At 70.7% G+C, this 16,139-nt stretch carries 11 protein-coding genes and 1 pseudogene; 6 read left to right on the top strand and 6 right to left on the bottom strand.

The window, feature by feature from the left end:
- Positions 1-127: 127 nt before the first annotated feature.
- Positions 128-3,688, top strand: coding sequence for a choice-of-anchor D domain-containing protein (locus ACFY2B_RS33160; RefSeq protein ID WP_390766771.1), 3,561 nt, complete (start codon positions 128-130; stop codon positions 3,686-3,688).
- Positions 3,689-3,854: 166 nt separating this feature from the next.
- Here the strand turns inward: ACFY2B_RS33160 and ACFY2B_RS33155 are convergent, their stop codons facing one another.
- Entirely contained in the window at positions 3,855-4,688 is an 834-nt protein-coding gene (locus ACFY2B_RS33155; RefSeq protein WP_390766770.1) for a response regulator transcription factor, read from the bottom strand.
- A gap of 198 nt (positions 4,689-4,886) precedes the next feature.
- Between ACFY2B_RS33155 and ACFY2B_RS33150 the strand changes: the two genes are divergently transcribed.
- Together ACFY2B_RS33150 and ACFY2B_RS33145 are read left to right on the top strand one after the other, a co-directional pair.
- Entirely contained in the window at positions 4,887-6,557 is a 1,671-nt protein-coding gene (locus tag ACFY2B_RS33150; protein WP_390766769.1) for an AMP-binding protein, read from the top strand.
- Positions 6,554-8,158, top strand: a complete 1,605-nt coding sequence (locus ACFY2B_RS33145; protein ID WP_390766768.1) for an AMP-binding protein — start codon at positions 6,554-6,556, stop codon at positions 8,156-8,158. The genes ACFY2B_RS33150 and ACFY2B_RS33145 overlap by 4 nt, the downstream gene beginning before the upstream one ends.
- A gap of 46 nt (positions 8,159-8,204) precedes the next feature.
- Here the strand turns inward: ACFY2B_RS33145 and ACFY2B_RS33140 are convergent, their stop codons facing one another.
- Both ACFY2B_RS33140 and ACFY2B_RS33135 read right to left on the bottom strand, forming a co-directional pair.
- Positions 8,205-9,008: a hypothetical protein gene (locus tag ACFY2B_RS33140; RefSeq protein WP_390766767.1), complete on the bottom strand. Its 804-nt coding sequence runs from the start codon at positions 9,006-9,008 to the stop codon at positions 8,205-8,207.
- A gap of 302 nt (positions 9,009-9,310) precedes the next feature.
- Positions 9,311-9,976: pseudogene (locus tag ACFY2B_RS33135) on the bottom strand (hypothetical protein).
- 266 nt (positions 9,977-10,242) lie between these two features.
- Between ACFY2B_RS33135 and gcl the strand changes: the two are divergent.
- Entirely contained in the window at positions 10,243-12,027 is a 1,785-nt protein-coding gene (gene gcl, locus ACFY2B_RS33130) for a glyoxylate carboligase (protein ID WP_390766766.1), read from the top strand.
- Between the two features lie 114 nt (positions 12,028-12,141).
- Here the strand turns inward: gcl and ACFY2B_RS33125 are convergent, their stop codons facing one another.
- The 3 genes from ACFY2B_RS33125 to ACFY2B_RS33115 form a co-directional block, all read right to left on the bottom strand.
- A complete protein-coding gene (locus tag ACFY2B_RS33125) occupies positions 12,142-12,846 on the bottom strand; it encodes a TIGR04222 domain-containing membrane protein (RefSeq protein ID WP_390766765.1) in 705 nt (234 codons plus the stop codon).
- 683 nt (positions 12,847-13,529) lie between these two features.
- Positions 13,530-14,444, bottom strand: coding sequence for a 2-hydroxy-3-oxopropionate reductase (locus ACFY2B_RS33120; protein ID WP_390766764.1), 915 nt, complete (start codon positions 14,442-14,444; stop codon positions 13,530-13,532).
- A gap of 53 nt (positions 14,445-14,497) precedes the next feature.
- Positions 14,498-15,328, bottom strand: a complete 831-nt coding sequence (locus ACFY2B_RS33115) for a TIM barrel protein (protein WP_390766763.1) — start codon at positions 15,326-15,328, stop codon at positions 14,498-14,500.
- Positions 15,329-15,496: 168 nt separating this feature from the next.
- On the opposite strand from ACFY2B_RS33115, the gene ACFY2B_RS33110 reads away from it, so the two are divergent.
- On the top strand, positions 15,497-15,748 hold the full coding sequence (locus tag ACFY2B_RS33110) for a hypothetical protein (protein WP_390766762.1): 252 nt from the start codon (positions 15,497-15,499) through the stop codon (positions 15,746-15,748).
- A 47-nt stretch (positions 15,749-15,795) separates the two neighbouring features.
- Positions 15,796-16,107, top strand: a complete 312-nt coding sequence (locus ACFY2B_RS33105) for a helix-turn-helix domain-containing protein (protein ID WP_390766789.1) — start codon at positions 15,796-15,798, stop codon at positions 16,105-16,107.
- The last annotated feature ends 32 nt before the right edge of the window (positions 16,108-16,139 follow it).

Here is a 16,139-nt window from a genome sequence, read left to right as displayed (position 1 = left end):
GCCGGCGAGGTGTCCTGCCGTGCGCTGGAGTGTGTCGATCGCCTGTGTTCCCGCTCCCTCCCCGCCCCTCCCTCTCTGGTGGTACCGACGGAATAAATCCGGCATTTCACAGCAAAAGGAGTGATAAGTGTTCCCTTTCCTCCGAGATCTGAGACGAGCCCTGGCCTGGGCGGTCAGCACTGTGGTGCTGGCCGCCGCAGGCGTCCTGGCGCTGGTCGCCCCACCGGCTTCGGCGGCGACCGCCGCCACCGGCGGCAGCGGCGCGAGTCTGCCGTACGTCGAGGTGCAGGCGGAGAACTCCGCCACCAACGGCACGGTCATCGGCCCGAGTTACACCCAGGGCCAGTTGGCTGACGAGGCGTCGTACCGCAAGGCGACGACGCTTCAGGGCACCGGCAAGTACGTCACGTTCACCACGCCGGTGGCGACCGACTCGATCAACTTCCGGTACAGCATCCCCGACACCTCGGGCGGCTCGGTCTACACCGCCCCGCTGTCGCTCTACATCAACGGGGTCAAGCAGCCCGACTTCACCCTGACCAACGCCTACAGCTGGTACTACGGCAGCTACCCCTTCACGAACTCGCCGGGCAGCAACCCGCACCACTTCTATGACGAGGCCCACCGCCTGTTCCCCACGACCTATCCGGCGGGAACGACCTTCAAGCTACAGGTCGACGCGGCGGACACCGCCTCCTCGTACACGATCGACTTCGCCGACTTCGAGCAGGTCGGCGCCGCCCTGACCGCACCCTCGGGGTCGGTGTCGGTGACCAGCGAGGGCGCCGACGCGACCGGTGTGAACGATTCGACCAGCGCGTTCAACGCCGCGATCAGAGCGGCCGGTTCCGGCGGCACCGTGTGGATCCCGCCCGGCACCTACAACATCCCCGGCCACATCAGTGTCAACAACGTCACGATCGCCGGCGCCGGCATGTGGTACTCGACCGTCACCGGCACGGCACCCGGCTTCTACGGCAACTCCGCGCCCTCGCCGAGCACCGGCGTTCACCTCCAGAACTTCGCGATATTCGGCAATGTGCAGGAACGCGACGACAGCGCCCAGGTCAACGGCATCGGCGGTGCCATGAGCAACTCGGCCGTCGCCAACCTGTGGATCGACCACCTGAAGGTCGGCGCCTGGATGGACGGGCCGATGAACGGCCTGACGTTCAGCGGCATGCGCATCCGCGACACCACCGCGGACGGCATCAACTTCCACGGCGGTGTCACCAACTCGAAGGTGACCGACAGCGACATCCGCAACACGGGCGACGACGGCATCGCCACCTGGGCGGACTCCGGCATCGGCGCCGACGCGAACGACACGATCTCCGACAACACCGTGTCACTCCAGATCCTCGCCAACGGCATCGCGATCTACGGCGGCCACGACAACACCGTCAGCGGCAACCGGGTGGTGGACACCGGCCTCACCCAGGGCGGCGGCATCCACGTGGGGCAGCGCTTCTCGTCGACGCCCGTCGGCATCACCACGATTTCCGGCAACACCATGATCCGGGACGGCAGCCTCGACCCGAACTGGCAGTTCGGCGTGGGCGCCCTCTGGTTCGACGGCAGCCAGGGCGCGATCACCGGCCCGATCAACGTGACCAACGCGCTCATCCAGCAGAGCCCGTACGAGGCGGTCCAGTGGGTCGAGGGCACCATCAGCGGGGTCAACCTCGACAACGTGACCATCGCCGGAACCGGAACCTTCGCCCTCCAGGAACAGACCGGCGGCGCCGCGAAGTTCACCGACGTCACGGCCACCGGCGTCGGCTACTCCTCGCCGGTGTACAGCTGCTCGGTCGGGAGCTTCACGGTGACCGACGGCGGCGGCAACTCCGGCATCAGCGGGACGCCGTACTGCGGCGGGTGGCCGGCTCCGGTCTACCCGCCCTACCCGTCCGAAGGCGTGACGGCCACCCCCGGCGCGCTCAACTTCGGTTCGGTCCCGACCGGTTCGACCAGCGACGCACAGACCGTGACGGTCTCCAACCCGACCAACGCCGCCGCGCCCGTCTCGTCGGTCTCCACCAGCGGCGACTACGCCCAGACCAACACGTGCGGCTCGTCGATCCCGGCGAACGGCTCGTGCACCGTCAGCGTGAAGTTCGCGCCGACCGCGACCGGCAGCCGTAGCGGCGCCCTGACCGTCGACGCGGGCGGGATCACCCACACCGTCGCCCTCTCCGGGACCGGCACCGCGCCCGGCCCGGTCCTGACCACCGACCCGGCGAGCCTGACCTTCGCCAGTACGGTGGTCGGCTCCTCGGCCACCGCGCAGACGGTGAAGGTGACGAACTCGGGCACCACCTCGGCGACCGTCTCGGGCGTCGCGGTGACCGGTGACTTCAGCCAGACCAACACCTGCTCCACCCTCGCGGTCGGCGCGTCCTGCACGGTGAACGTCGGCTTCAAACCCACCGCAGGCGGCGCACGCACCGGCAACCTGACCCTCACCAGCAACGCCAACAACAGCCCGACCACCGTCTCCCTGGCCGGCAACGGCATCGACAGCACCACCAACGTCGCCGCCGGGCGTCCGGCGTCGGCGAGTTCGAGCAGCAGCCCGTACGTCGCCTCGAACCTCACCGACGCGGACGCGTCGACGTACTGGGAAAGCGCGAACGGCTCGTTCCCGCAGTGGGCCCAGGTCGACCTCGGCCAGAACTTCAGCGTCGGCAAGGCCGTGCTCAAACTCCCGCCGGCGACGGCATGGTCGGCGCGCACCCAGACCCTGTCGGTGCAGGGATCCACGGACGGGTCGAACTTCTCCACGATCAAGGCATCGGCCGGGTACACCTTCGACCCGAACACCAACGCCAACACGGCGACCATCACGTTCAACGCCGCCACGGCGAGATACGTGCGGGTGGAGATCACCGCCAACACGGGGTGGAACGCCGCCCAGTTGTCGGACTTCCAGGTGTTCCCCAGCGGCGGCGGCTCCTCCGGTGCGACCCTGTCGGCCGGCCCGACGTCGCTGACGTTTCCCAGCCAGGCACTCAACACCACCAGCAGCGCGCAGACGGTCACGGTGACCAACACCGGCACCGCGGCCGCGACCGTCTCCGCCATCACCACCACGGGCGACTTCTCGCAGACCAACACCTGCGGGACGTCGATCGCGGCGAGCGCCTCCTGCACGGTGAACGTCACCTTCAGGCCCACCGCGTCCGGCACGCGCACCGGTGACCTCACCATCGCCGGCAACGCGTCGAACGGCACCACCACGGTCGCGCTGACCGGCACCGGAGCCGGCACGGTGAGCAAGAACCTGGCGGCCGGAAAGGCCACCACCGAGTCCAGCCACACCGACGTGTACCCGTCGTCGAACGTGACGGACGGCAACCAGGGCACCTATTGGGAGAGCGCCGGCAACGCCCTTCCCCAGTGGGTACAGGTGGACCTGGGCTCCGCGCAGAGCGTCGGTCGCGTCGTCCTCCAGCTCCCCGCGACCTGGGGCGCCCGCACCCAGACGCTGTCCCTGTCCGGCAGCACCGACGGTGCCACCTTCAGCACCGTCAAATCGTCGGCCGCCTACACCTTCGACCCCACCACCGGCAACACGGTCACCCTCACGTTCACGACGACCACCCAGCGGTACGTCCGGATGAACATCACCGCGAACACCGGCTGGCCGGCCGGTCAGCTCTCGGAGTTCCAGGTCTGGAACACCTGATCCGACCTGGAGGGCCGGAATCTGCGGCCGTCCACGCATGAAGGCAGGGCCTCCTGGCGGCTCGGGGCGCGACCCCGTCCCGAGCGGTTCCCGGAGGCCCTGTGCCGCCGGCCTCGACGAACCCGCTCCTGACCAGCAGGAACAGCGAAACGCGCCCACGAGAGGACTAGGGCAGAAGACCGGCCCGGCGGGCCGCCGCCACCGCCTCCCCGCGGGTGTGGGCGCCCAGCCTGCGCATGGCCGAGCGGAGGTAGCCCTTGACCGTTTCGGGGCGCAGGCCCAGCCGGTCCGCCACCGCCGCGTTGGTCGCGCCCGCGGCCACCCAGGCGAGGACGTCCAGCTCGCGCGGTGCCAGATTCGTGCCCCGCGCCGACTCCGGCGCCGTCAACAGCCCGCAGGCGGCCAGGAGTTCGGCCCGCAGCCCCGGGTCGGTGATCCTCGGGGCCAGGGCGCGCAGCGCCGCGTGGGCCTCGCGCACCTGCTCCCAGGCGGGACCGGCGTCCCCGTCGGCCGGGCACCGAGGACGGGCCGCCGCCAGCAGCGCGCGTGCCTCCTCCTGCACCACGAGTGCCTGTTCCACGTCCCGGGCCGCCGCCATCGCCGCGCTCAGCGTGCGGTCGCCCAGCGGATGCGCCGAGCGCAGCGCGCCGTACAGCACGCCCCGCACCCGCCGGCGCACCACCACCGGCACGGCGAGCACCGAGCGCAGGCCCTCGGCGGCCACCGGGACGTCGTACTCGTGGCTGATGTGCCGCGAGGCCGAGTAGTCCGTCACGGCGCACGGCCTGGCCTGCTCCACCGCCTTGCCGCCGAGCCCGTTGCCCGAGGTCACCGCGAGCGCGCGCAGCGCCGCCGTGGACGTCCCGCTCAGCTCGCTGATCCGCACCCTCGGCCGGCCGGCCTCCACCAGGCCGCCGAAGGCGACCGGCAGCCCCGTGACACGTCGCAGCCGGGCCAGAGCACCGCTGATCTCCACCGCCCCCGCGACGTCTGCTGCCACCTGTTCGCCCCTTCACCGTGGCTCTGTGCGATCCACACCCCCGTTCGGGGGTAGTGAGATCTGCATCACGGATTACACGATGCCAGAGAGCCGCCCGGCAATGGTCCGGCACCGATGGGAGTGAGCCGTAGGGGTGAGCCGACGCCGGCAGCAGCCGGCGCGCCCCGGTGGCGAGCGACCGAGCAACAGGGAGCACAGATGACGACGGCGACTGAGCTGTTCCGCAGGGCACGGGACTTCCTGCTGGAACACCGCGAGGACTACGCCACGGCCTACGAGGGCTTCGCGTGGCCGCGCCCGGACCGCTTCAACTGGGCCCTCGACTGGTTCGACGTCATCGCGGACGGCAACGACCGCACCGCCCTGCACATCGTCGAGGAGGACGGCACCGAGCGCCGGCTGTCCTTCGCCGAACTGTCCGACCGTTCCGACCGGGTCGCGAACTGGCTGCGCTCGCACGGTGTCCGCGCCGAGGACCGGGTCCTGGTCATGCTCGGCAACCAGGCCGAACTGTGGGAGACCGCGCTCGCCGCGATGAAGCTGCGCGCCGTGGTCATCCCGGCCACCCCGCTGCTGGGCCCCGCCGACCTGCGCGACCGCGTCGAGCGCGGCCGGGTCCGGCACGTGCTGGTGCGCACGGCCGACACCGGCAAGTTCACCGACGTACCCGGTCGCTACACGCGGGTCGCGGTCGGCGGCGCCCCCGCGGGCTGGCAGCGCTACGAGGACGCGTACGCCGCCTCCGCCGACTTCACCCCGGACGGGCCGACGCTCGCCGACGACCCGCTGATGCTCTACTTCACCTCGGGCACGACCGCCCGCCCCAAGCTGGTCGAGCACACCCACACCTCGTACCCGATCGGGCACCTGGCCACCATGTACTGGATCGGCGTCAGGCCGGGCGACGTGCATCTGAACATCTCCTCGCCCGGCTGGGCCAAGCACGCCTGGTCCAATCTGTTCGCCCCGTGGAACGCCGAGGCGACCGTCTTCATCCACAACTACACGCGGTTCGACCCGGCCCGGCTGATGGCCGAAATGGAACGGGCCCGGGTGACCACCTTCTGCGCCCCGCCGACCGTGTGGCGCATGCTCATCCAGTCCGACCTGACCCAGCTGGGCACCCCGCCACGGGAGGCCGCCGCCGCGGGTGAGCCGCTCAACCCCGAGGTCATCGAGCAGGTCCGGCGGTCCTGGGGCGTCACCATTCGCGACGGCTTCGGGCAGACCGAGACCGCCGTGCAGGTCTCCAACAGCCCCGGCCAGCCGCTCAAGACCGGCTCCATGGGCCGGCCCAGTCCGGGCTACCGGGTCGTCCTGCTCGACCCGGTCTCCGGCGCCCCCGGGGTCGCGGAGGGCGAGATCTGCCTCGACCTGTCCGAGCGGCCCGTGGGCCTGATGGCGGGCTACCATGGCGAGCCGGACCGTTCGGCCGAGGCGATGGCCGGCGGCTACTACCGCACCGGTGACATCGGCTCCCGCGACGAGGACGGCTACATCACCTACGTCGGCCGCACGGACGACGTGTTCAAGGCTTCGGACTACAAGATCTCCCCGTTCGAGCTGGAGAGCGCGCTGCTGGAGCACGAGGCGGTGGCCGAGGCGGCCGTCGTGCCCGCGCCGGACGCACTGCGGCTGGCCGTACCGAAGGCGTACATCGTGCTCGCCGAGGGCTGGGAGCCGGGACCGGACACCGCGAAGGCGCTGTTCGAGCACTCCCATCAGGTCCTCGCCCCCTACAAGCGCATCCGCCGCCTGGAGTTCGGCGAGCTGCCCAAGACCGTCTCCGGCAAGATCCGCCGGATCGAACTGCGCGAGGCCACGGCGGCGGGTTCGGACAACGAATACCGCGAGGAGGACATCAGGTGAGCGAGTGGTCCTACGCCCACGGGACGAGCGGCACCGACCTGCTCGGCGACACCATCGGGGCCAACCTGGACCGGGCGGTGGCGGCCTGGCCGGACCGTGAGGCACTGGTGGACGTGGCGTCCGGGCGCCGCTGGACGTACCCCGAATTCGCCGCCGACGTGGACGTACTGGCCCGTGCGCTGCTGGCGAGCGGGGTCGCCAAGGGCGACCGGGTGGGCATCTGGGCGGTCAACTGCGCCGAGTGGGTGCTGGTCCAGTACGCCACCGCCAGGATCGGCGCGATCATGGTGAACATCAATCCGGCCTACCGCTCCCACGAGGTCGGCTTCGTCCTGCGCCAGGCCGGTGTCCGACTGCTGTTCGCGTCCGTGCGGCACCGGAGCAGCGACTACCGGGCGATGATCGGGGAAGTGCGGGGCGACTGCCCCGAGTTGCGGGAGACCGTCTACATCGACGACCCGGGCTGGGCGGAGTTCACCGCACGCGCGGGGGACGGGCAGCGGGGCGAACTCGCCGCACGAGAAGCCGAGTTGTCCTGCGACGACCCCATCAACATCCAGTACACCTCGGGCACGACGGGCTTCCCGAAGGGCGCCACGCTCTCCCACCACAACATCCTCAACAACGGCTATTTCGTGGGAGAGCTGATCGACTACAGCGAACAGGACCGGATCTGCATCCCCGTCCCCTTCTACCACTGCTTCGGCATGGTGATGGGAAACCTGGCGGCCACCTCGCACGGCGCGTGCATGGTCGTCCCGGCACCCTCGTTCGACCCGGCGGCGACGCTGGAGGCGGTCCAGAGCGAGCGCTGCACCTCGCTGTACGGCGTACCGACGATGTTCATAGCGGAGCTGAACCTGCCCGGCTTCGCCGCCTACGACCTGTCCACGCTGCGCACCGGCATCATGGCGGGCTCGCCCTGCCCGGTCGAGGTGATGAAGCGGGTGGTCGCCGAGATGCACATGGCTCAGGTCGCCATCTGCTACGGCATGACCGAGACCTCCCCGGTCTCCCTCCAGACCCGGACGGACGACGACTTGGAGCACCGCACGGGCACGGTCGGCCGGGTGCTGCCGCACCTGGAGGTGAAGGTCGTCGACCCGGCGACCGGGGTGACCCGGCCGCGCGGCGCGGCGGGGGAGCTGTGCACCCGCGGCTACAGCGTGATGCTCGGCTACTGGAACGAGCCCGAGCTGACCGCCGAGGCCGTCGACGCGGGCCGCTGGATGCACACCGGGGACCTCGCGACGATGCGGGAGGACGGGTACGTCGAGATCGTCGGCCGGATCAAGGACATGATCATCCGGGGCGGCGAGAACGTCTACCCGCGGGAGGTCGAGGAGTTCCTGTACACCCATCCGGGGATCAGAGACGTGCAGGTCGTCGGGGTGCCGCACGAGCGGTACGGCGAGGAGGTGCTGGCCTGCGTCGTCCCGCACGATCCGGCCGACCCGCCGACCCTCGCGGACCTGCGGGCCTTCTGCACGGACCGGATCGCGCACTACAAGATCCCGAGCCGGCTGGAGATCGTCGACTCCTTCCCCATGACCGTGTCGGGGAAGGTGCGCAAGGTCGAACTGCGGGCGCGGTACGCGTAGGCGCTCCGCGGGGTCGGGGTGTCTCTGTGCTTTGTCAGGCGCGCGCCTAGCGGCGGGGGCCCCCTTGGGCCGTCCCGGGTGGCTGCTGCGCCTGCGCAGCGGATTGGCGGCTGATTGAGGGGAGTGGTCCGCTGCTCGGGTTGTAGGCGTAGGCGCTGCCGATTGGGGGGAGTGTGTTCTGGGCGTAGGCGCTGATTGAGGGGAGTGGTCCGCTGCTCGGGTTGTAGGCGTAGGCGCTGCCGATTGGGCGGAGTGTGTCCTGGGCGTCGGCGCTGGTTGAGGCGAGTGTGTTCGGGTCGTTCGGGTTGCGGGCGTAGGGGGACTGGGCCGGGGCTGCGGCGAAGGTTGCGACGGCTTCGGTACCAAGGACACCGGGTTGACCCTGGGGATCGGGAGGGTAAAGGTTCGCTTGTACTGAACCCGAGGCGGCCGGTCCTCCCCGCATGAATCCACCCCGACTATCCTCGGTGGATTGGTCCGCTCTTTTCTCTTTTATTTTGAAAACAGTTTTGGATTGGAGAAAAGAGTCCCTCTCAAGCTTCCCAAGAAGGGTGTTCTCTTCTTGCTCCGTCAGGTCATGGCTACGATTTTTAACCCAGTCGCCGAAAGCGCGTCGAGTTACATTTGCATCAGGTTTTTTTTCCAGGAAAACATGCACGCTCACGATCGGGGAGGTCAAGTATTCTCGCAGAATTCCGCTTCTTTCTGTAATGTCTGTTGACTTCTTAACCATGGTCGGATCCGGCGCGGGTGCCTGTGCTGCTGCGGTGTTCACATCCGGCTGCCAGAGACGTTGATGTTGGTTCTCCTGCAGACGTTTTCCCAGCTGCTGCCGCTCGTCGACCGTCAACCCCTGGTAAGCAGCGCCTTTCTTGTGGCTGGCCCAGCTGGCGGCGTGAGTTTCGCTGTAACCTCGGCGAGCCCCGTATTCCCTCACTGACAATTGGCCGGACTTGTTTGGATCTATATAGTCTCGGAGGAAAGCCGTCGCCTCGCTTGTGGAGGTTCGGGGCGCGTACGTTCTCGTGTCGGTTTGGTTTCTTTCCGGCATCCTTCAGCCTCCGGTAGGTCTGCGGCCTGGAGCCCGGCCGCTGGGGATTCTCCCCTGCTTGTAACGGGACCGGCCCGTCGGTGGTTCATCCGGACGCGGCGTCAGGGGCCGCGGTCCAGGCGTGCGGCAGGGGCGTTGACCGGTTGCGGTGTGCCGGTGAGGTCCAGGACGAACAAGGGGATGTCCAGGGTGTCGGCGCGGTCGCGGGCGTCGTCGGCGTACCCGCACAGGGAGAAGTAGACGCACTGCGCGGACTCCGACATGGCCGTCAGCCACAGGCACTCGACGTCCCGGAGTGAGGCCGGGCCGGTCGTCGGGTCGACCTGGGCCGGCAGGCCCCGGGCGGCCAGCCCGATGCCCGACGTGGGCCGCTGGTCGGCGCGGCGGATGTCCCGGTAGCCCAGCCGGCGCAGATGGAGTGCGGCAGCGGTGACCGCGTCGCGCGCGCTGCGGATGGTGACGGGCCGGAAGGCCGCCCGGGGGTCGGTGCCGTCGGCCGCCGCCGTGCTGCCCGTCACTGGGACCCTGAGGGCTGTCCCGCACGGGCAGCCCAGCTCCGGGTGTGGCCAGTCGTCCCGGCGGCCGCAGGCCGGGCAGTGCACGGTGACCTAGTGGTCGTCCCAGGCCGGGTGGGCGATGACGACCGGCTCGGCGCCGGGATTCAGCGCGGGGGCGACCGGGACGCCGCACGCGCAGGGGTAGGCGGGCGCGGTGTAGACGTGCTCGCGGCGGCAGGCCGGACAGCGCACCGGGAGGCTCTCGGGCATGGCCCTCTCCCACCCTCTCCATCGCGTCGTGTCGAGGCAGCCGTCCCATCGTGCTCCCGTCGGACCTCCGTTGTCCGTCTCTTGACGACGTTGGCCCCCCGGCCTACATTGATTCCAGATAGTAGAAGTTGAATTCCACAATACGGAAGTAATGTGGAAGTGTCAGTGCGGAAGCGGTGCCGCAGGCATCGCACGTCACCACAGGGCAGTGCTCACCGCGGGGCGCGACGGGAGTACGCATCCGACAGCCGAAGCAGGAGTACTCGATGGCTCGTATGACCGCTGCCCGCGCGGCAGTTGAGATCCTCAAGCGGGAGGGCGTCACCGACGCCTTCGGTGTGCCGGGCGCGGCGATCAACCCCTTCTACGCGGCGCTCAAGGCATCCGGCGGCATCACCCACACCCTCGCCCGCCATGTCGAGGGCGCCTCGCACATGGCTGAGGGGTACACCCGCACCCACGCGGGCAACATCGGTGTCTGCATCGGTACCTCCGGCCCGGCTGGCACCGACATGATCACCGGGCTGTACTCGGCCACCGGCGACTCCGTTCCGATCCTGTGCATCACCGGCCAGGCGCCGACCGCGGTGATCCACAAGGAAGACTTCCAGGCCGTCGACATCGCCTCCATCGCCGGGCCCGTCACCAAGATGGCGGTGACCGTGCTGGAGGCCGCGCAGGTCCCGGGCGTCTTCCAGCAGGCGTTCCACCTGATGCGGTCCGGCCGGCCAGGACCGGTCCTGATCGATCTGCCGCTCGACGTCCAGCTCACCGAGATCGAGTTCGACCCGGAGACCTACGAGCCGCTGTCCGTCTACAAACCGGCCGCGACCCGCGCCCAGATCGAGAAGGCGCTCGCGCTGCTCAACGCGTCCGAGCGGCCCCTGATCGTCGCGGGCGGCGGTGTCATCACCGCCGACGCCTGTGAACTCCTCGTCGAATTCGCCGAGTTGACCGGTACCCCGGTGGTGCCCACACTCATGGGCTGGGGTGCGCTCCCGGACGACCACGAACTGAACGCCGGCATGGTCGGCCTGCAGACCTCGCACCGCTACGGCAACGCGACCTTCCTGGAGTCGGACTTCGTCCTCGGCATCGGCAACCGGTGGGCCAACCGCCACACCGGGAAGCTCGACGTCTACACGGCCGGCCGGACGTTCGTCCACGTCGACGTGGAGCCCACCCAGCTCGGCAAGATCTTCGCGCCGGACTACGGCATCGCCTCCGACGCGAAGGCGGCCCTGGAGCTGTTCGTCGAGGTGGCCCGGGAGCTGAAGGCGGCCGGCCGGCTGCCCGACCGCTCCGGCTGGGCCGCCGCCGCGCAGGAGAAGCGGGCCAGGCTCCAGCGCCGTACGCACTTCGACGACATCCCGATCAAGCCGCAGCGGGTCTACGAGGAGATGAACAAGGCATTCGGCCCGGAGACCCGGTACGTCACCACGATCGGCCTCTCGCAGATCGCCGGCGCCCAGATGCTGCACGTCTTCCGGCCCCGGCACTGGATCAACTGCGGTCAGGCGGGCCCGCTGGGCTGGACCGTCCCGGCGGCGCTCGGCGTCGCCAAGGCGGACCCGGAGGCGTCGGTCGTCGCCCTCTCCGGGGACTACGACTTCCAGTTCATGATCGAGGAACTGGCCGTCGGCGCGCAGCACCGGATCCCGTACGTCCACGTCCTGGTGAACAACTCGTACCTGGGCCTGATCCGCCAGGCGCAGCGCGCGTTCGACATCGACTTCCAGGTCAACCTGGAGTTCGAGAACATCAACTCGCCCGAGCTGGGCGTCTACGGCGTCGACCACGTCAAGGTCGTCGAGGGCCTCGGCTGCAAGGCGATCCGGGTCACCGACCCGAACGAGCTGGGCGCCGCGTTCGAGCAGGCCAAGAAGCTCGCCGCCGAACACCGGGTGCCGGTGGTCGTCGAGGCGATCCTGGAGCGCGTCACCAACATCTCCATGTCGGGCACGAACGACATCGGCAACGTGGTCGAGTTCGAGGAGATCGCGACCGAGCCCGGTCACGCGCCGACGTCGATCCGGACGCTCAAAGTCTGACCCGGCCGGTGCGTGCGGGGGCGGCCCGGGGACGGGCCGCCCCCCGGCGTGCCGCGCAGCGCCCCCGCCGTCGGGACCACGGGCCGACCCGCCGGCCGTCGACTGCGCGGGCGCTCAGCCGTACCCGCCGCCTCCGCAGCCGCCGCCGTAGTCATGGCCGTGGGAGCCGCCACCGTAGTCGTGGCCGTGGTGCGCGGAGCCGCCGCCGTGGTCGCGGTCGTCCCCGTCGAAGTCGGCCAGGAAGCCCTCGTCGGCCCCGTGGCGGAAGTAGCGGATGTCGTTGCCGCGGCCGAAGGGGAACCGGCTTTCGTCCGCGAGCGAGCCACGGCCGACGAGCCCGGCCTCGCGCGCGAAACGCGGCAGGACGGCCATCAGGGCGCGCTCGCCGTACAGCGCGACCGCGAACAGCACGGCGTCCTCCGCAAGGCCGTCGGGGCCGTCCGGAAGGGCATGGTGGTCCCGCAGCTCCGCCAGGTACCGGCGGGCGCCGCGGGTGCGGCCCGGTGGCAGCGCCCGCAGCAGTCCTTGCGCCACCAGCTCCGCCCGCATCCTGGCCAGGGCCCGTCGCACCACCTCCCGGGCGGGCAGCTCCCGTGGTCCGGCCGGCCGGTAGAGACTGGTGCGTACCGCCTTCTCCAAGGGATGGCGGAGGGACACGGCGCCCTTAGCCCCGGTCCGGCGCACCGTGCCCGGCCGCCCGGCCTCGACCACGCCGCGCAGATGCAGCCCGGCGAGGGCGACGGTCAGCGCGGCGCGGTCGCCGCCGCGGAGCAGGGCGACCGCGTACGGGTCCGGTGCGGTCGATGTCGCATGGCTCATGAGAAACCCCCGTGCGGGGCCCGCCGTCCCGGTGTCGGAGGGCGCCGCGTGCCGGTGGTGTGCCCGCAGGCGCGGGCTGTCGAAGCCTCCGCGCGCGATGCTCAGAGGTTGATTTGAGGGTTGCGTAGGCCGGGGTACGGCAGCGGCCGTACCCCGGCCTCGTCGCGGTCCTGCCCGCGCGAACCTGGCCGCCCGGCGGCGCGTGACCGGGCGCGACAGGACATGCGCGCCGCCGGGCGGGATCGGGGGCCTCTTCGGTCAGAGGCGGGGCCGGGACCGTGGCCGCCCAGGGAGGCGGCCGTGCTCCCGGCCCTGGGAGGTGGGGCCGGGGCCGCGGCGGTCGCGACGGACCGGGGACGCCCTCCCCTCCGGTCGGGCAGGAGGTCCCCGAGTCCTTCACCACCGCACTGGTTCGCAGGTCCCCGGGCCTCGGCTTCGCCTGGCCCCGGGGACGTCCGCCGCGGTCCCCGCCTCGCCCGCGCCGCGTCCTCGGCGGCCACGCCTGGACAGCGGCCCGGCCGTCCGTCCGGACACGGCGCGGGGGCTCGCTCCACGCGTCGCGGAGCGCGGGCCGCGGGAGACTGGCGTCCGGCAGTCCGCCGAACTGGATTCCGGGCGGCGCCGGCGCCTGGGCGCGACACGACAGATGTCGGCACCGGCGCCGCCCGGAAGCAGGGGCCGGCTCAGACCTGGGAGCCGGACAGGCGTTCCACGGCCCGCAGCAGGGCCGAGTGGTCCAGGCCGCCGTCGCCCTGGGCGCGCAGGCTGGCGACCAGCTGGGCGACCACCGCACCCACCGGCAGCGGCGCGCCGACGGCGCGCGCGGCGTCCGTGACGATGCCCATGTCCTTGTGGTGCAGATCGATGCGGAAGCCCGGCTTGAAGTCCCGGTGCAGGAAGTTGTCCTTCTTGCGGGCCAGCACGGTCGAGCCGGCCAGGCCGCCGCCCAGGACGTCCAGGGCGGCCGCCAGGTCCACGCCGGACTTCTCCAGGAAGACCACGGCCTCGGCGCACGCCTGGATGTTCACGGCGACGATCAGCTGGTTGGCCGCCTTCACGGTCTGGCCGGAGCCGTGCGGACCGCACAGCACGATGGTCCTGCCCAGCGCCTCGAGGATCGGCTTCGCGGCCTCGAAGTCGGCCGGCTCACCCCCGACCATGATGGACAGCACGGCCTCGACCGCGCCCGCCTCGCCGCCGGAGACCGGGGCGTCCAGGACGCGGACGCCCTTCTCGCGGGCGGCCTCGGCCAGGTCGACGGAGGTCTGCGGGGTGATGGAGGACATGTCGATCAGCAGCGTGCCCGGCCGTGCGTGCGCCAGGATGCCGTCCGGGCCGTAGGCGACCGCCTCGACCTGCGGGGAGGCCGGCACCATCGTGATGACCACGTCGGCGTCCCGTACCGCCTCGGCGATCGTGCCGGCCGCGGTGCCGCCGGCGGCGCGGAGCCGGTCCAGCTTCTCCTGCTCCAGGGTGTAACCGGTGACGTCGTACCCCGCTTTGATCAGGTTCTCGGACATGGGCGAGCCCATGATGCCGAGGCCGATCCAGGCGATCGTCGGAAGGGTGGCGCGGGGGGAGTCGGCATGGGTGCTCATGACGGGGGTGCCTCTCTGACTGCTGTGCTCGGTCGGGGGGTCGGCGTCGGGGTTCAGCGCGCTTCGCGCGGGAGCCACGCGAACGCCTCGGCGCTCGGGCGGTCGCCCGGCTTGTACTCCAGGCCGACCCAGCCTTCGTAACCGGCCTTGCGCACCTGGTCGAGGAGGTCCTCCAGGGGGAGCGAGCCGGTGCCCGGGGCCCCGCGGCCGGGGTTGTCGGCGATCTGCACATGGCCGGTCTTCGGTGTGTGGCGCTCGATGACCGCCGGCAGGTCCTCGCCGTTCATGGACAGGTGGTAGAGGTCCATGAGGAAGCGGGCGTTGCCGAGTCCCGTCGCCTCGTTCACCCGGTCGACGACCTCGACCGCGGCCGGTGCCGAGACCAGCGGATACAGCGGTGACTCGGGTTTGTTCAGCGCCTCGATCAGCAGGATCGCGCCGATCCGGTCGGCGGCGCGGGCCGCGAGCACCAGGTTCTCCAGGGCCAGGGCGTCCTGCTCGGCCGGGTCCACGCCTTCGACACGGTTGCCGTACAGGGCGTTGAGCGCCGTGCAGCCGAGCGAGGCGGCGAAGTCCGCGGCCACGTCGACGTTGGCGCGGAACCGCTCGGACTCCTCGCCCGGGACGGACAGTGCCCCGCGGTCCGGTCCCGGTAGCCGGCCCGCGTAGAAGTTCAGGCCCGTGAGCTGGACGCCCGCGTCGTCGATCGCCTGTTTCAGGGCGGCGAGCCGGGACCGCTCGGGGGCGGGCTCGTCGACCCAGGGCCACCACAGCTCGACCGCGGTGAAGCCGGCCGCGGCGGCGGCCGCGGGACGCTCCAGGAGCGGGAGTTCCGTGAAGAGGATCGACAGGTTGACGTTGAAGCGCTGGTCTGCGAATCCCATCGGGGCCGCGCCCCCTTCCGGTCCAGAATTTCATATTGCGGAAGTTGAGTTCTGCTTAATGGAAGACTGTAACCCTGGGTGGGTGGTTGTCAAGGCCAGGAGCCGTCGGCCCGGGTGTCCGTTAAGGTCGACCCACAGCGGCCGGGCGAGCGATGCCATGGGGGCACAGTGCGATTGCGGGTGGAGTTCACGACGGAGCCCTTCGATCTCGACGAGGCTCCGGCGCACGCGCTGGTGGCCCGCGAGGTCATCGAGGGGGCCGGGCTGGACGCGGTGGACGTCGGCCCGTTCGGCAACACGGCGGAGGGTTCGGCCGACGCCGTGCTGAGCGCCGTGGACGCCCTGCTGCGCCGCACGCTCGACGCCGGCGCCACCCGGATCTCGCTCCAGGTCAACGTGGCGGGGGAGGGGGGCAGTTGACCGGGGACGAGCCGTTCATCGCGGCGGTGAAACCGCTGGTCGACGCCATGGGCGGGCAACTGCTGCCGCCGGACGAGGCCGGCCCCGACGACGTCGTGCTCGCCTGGGAGGGCGCCGACGTAGTGGCCGTACGCCTGCCGCAGCTCGCCGACTCGCTGGACCACATCCTGGCCGCCATGGAGCGCGGGCGCGGCAAGCCGCTGGCCGACCTGGACCGCAAGGCCAAGCAGGAGGTCGTACGGGCCCTGGAGTCGCGCGGCGCCTTCACCGTGCGGCACGGGGTGGAGACCGTGGCGACCGCCCTCGGGGTCAGCCGCTTCACCGTCTACAACTACCTCAACCGCGAGAAAGAGACCTGATCAGGGCCTTGGTCGGGGGGAGCGGGCAGACG

Source organism: Streptomyces sp. NPDC001270 (assembly GCF_042896695.1).
In the GTDB taxonomy this organism is placed as follows: domain Bacteria; phylum Actinomycetota; class Actinomycetes; order Streptomycetales; family Streptomycetaceae; genus Streptomyces.
Note: the sequence above shows the minus strand (reverse complement) of the source record. Positions and strands in the feature narration are given on the sequence as shown.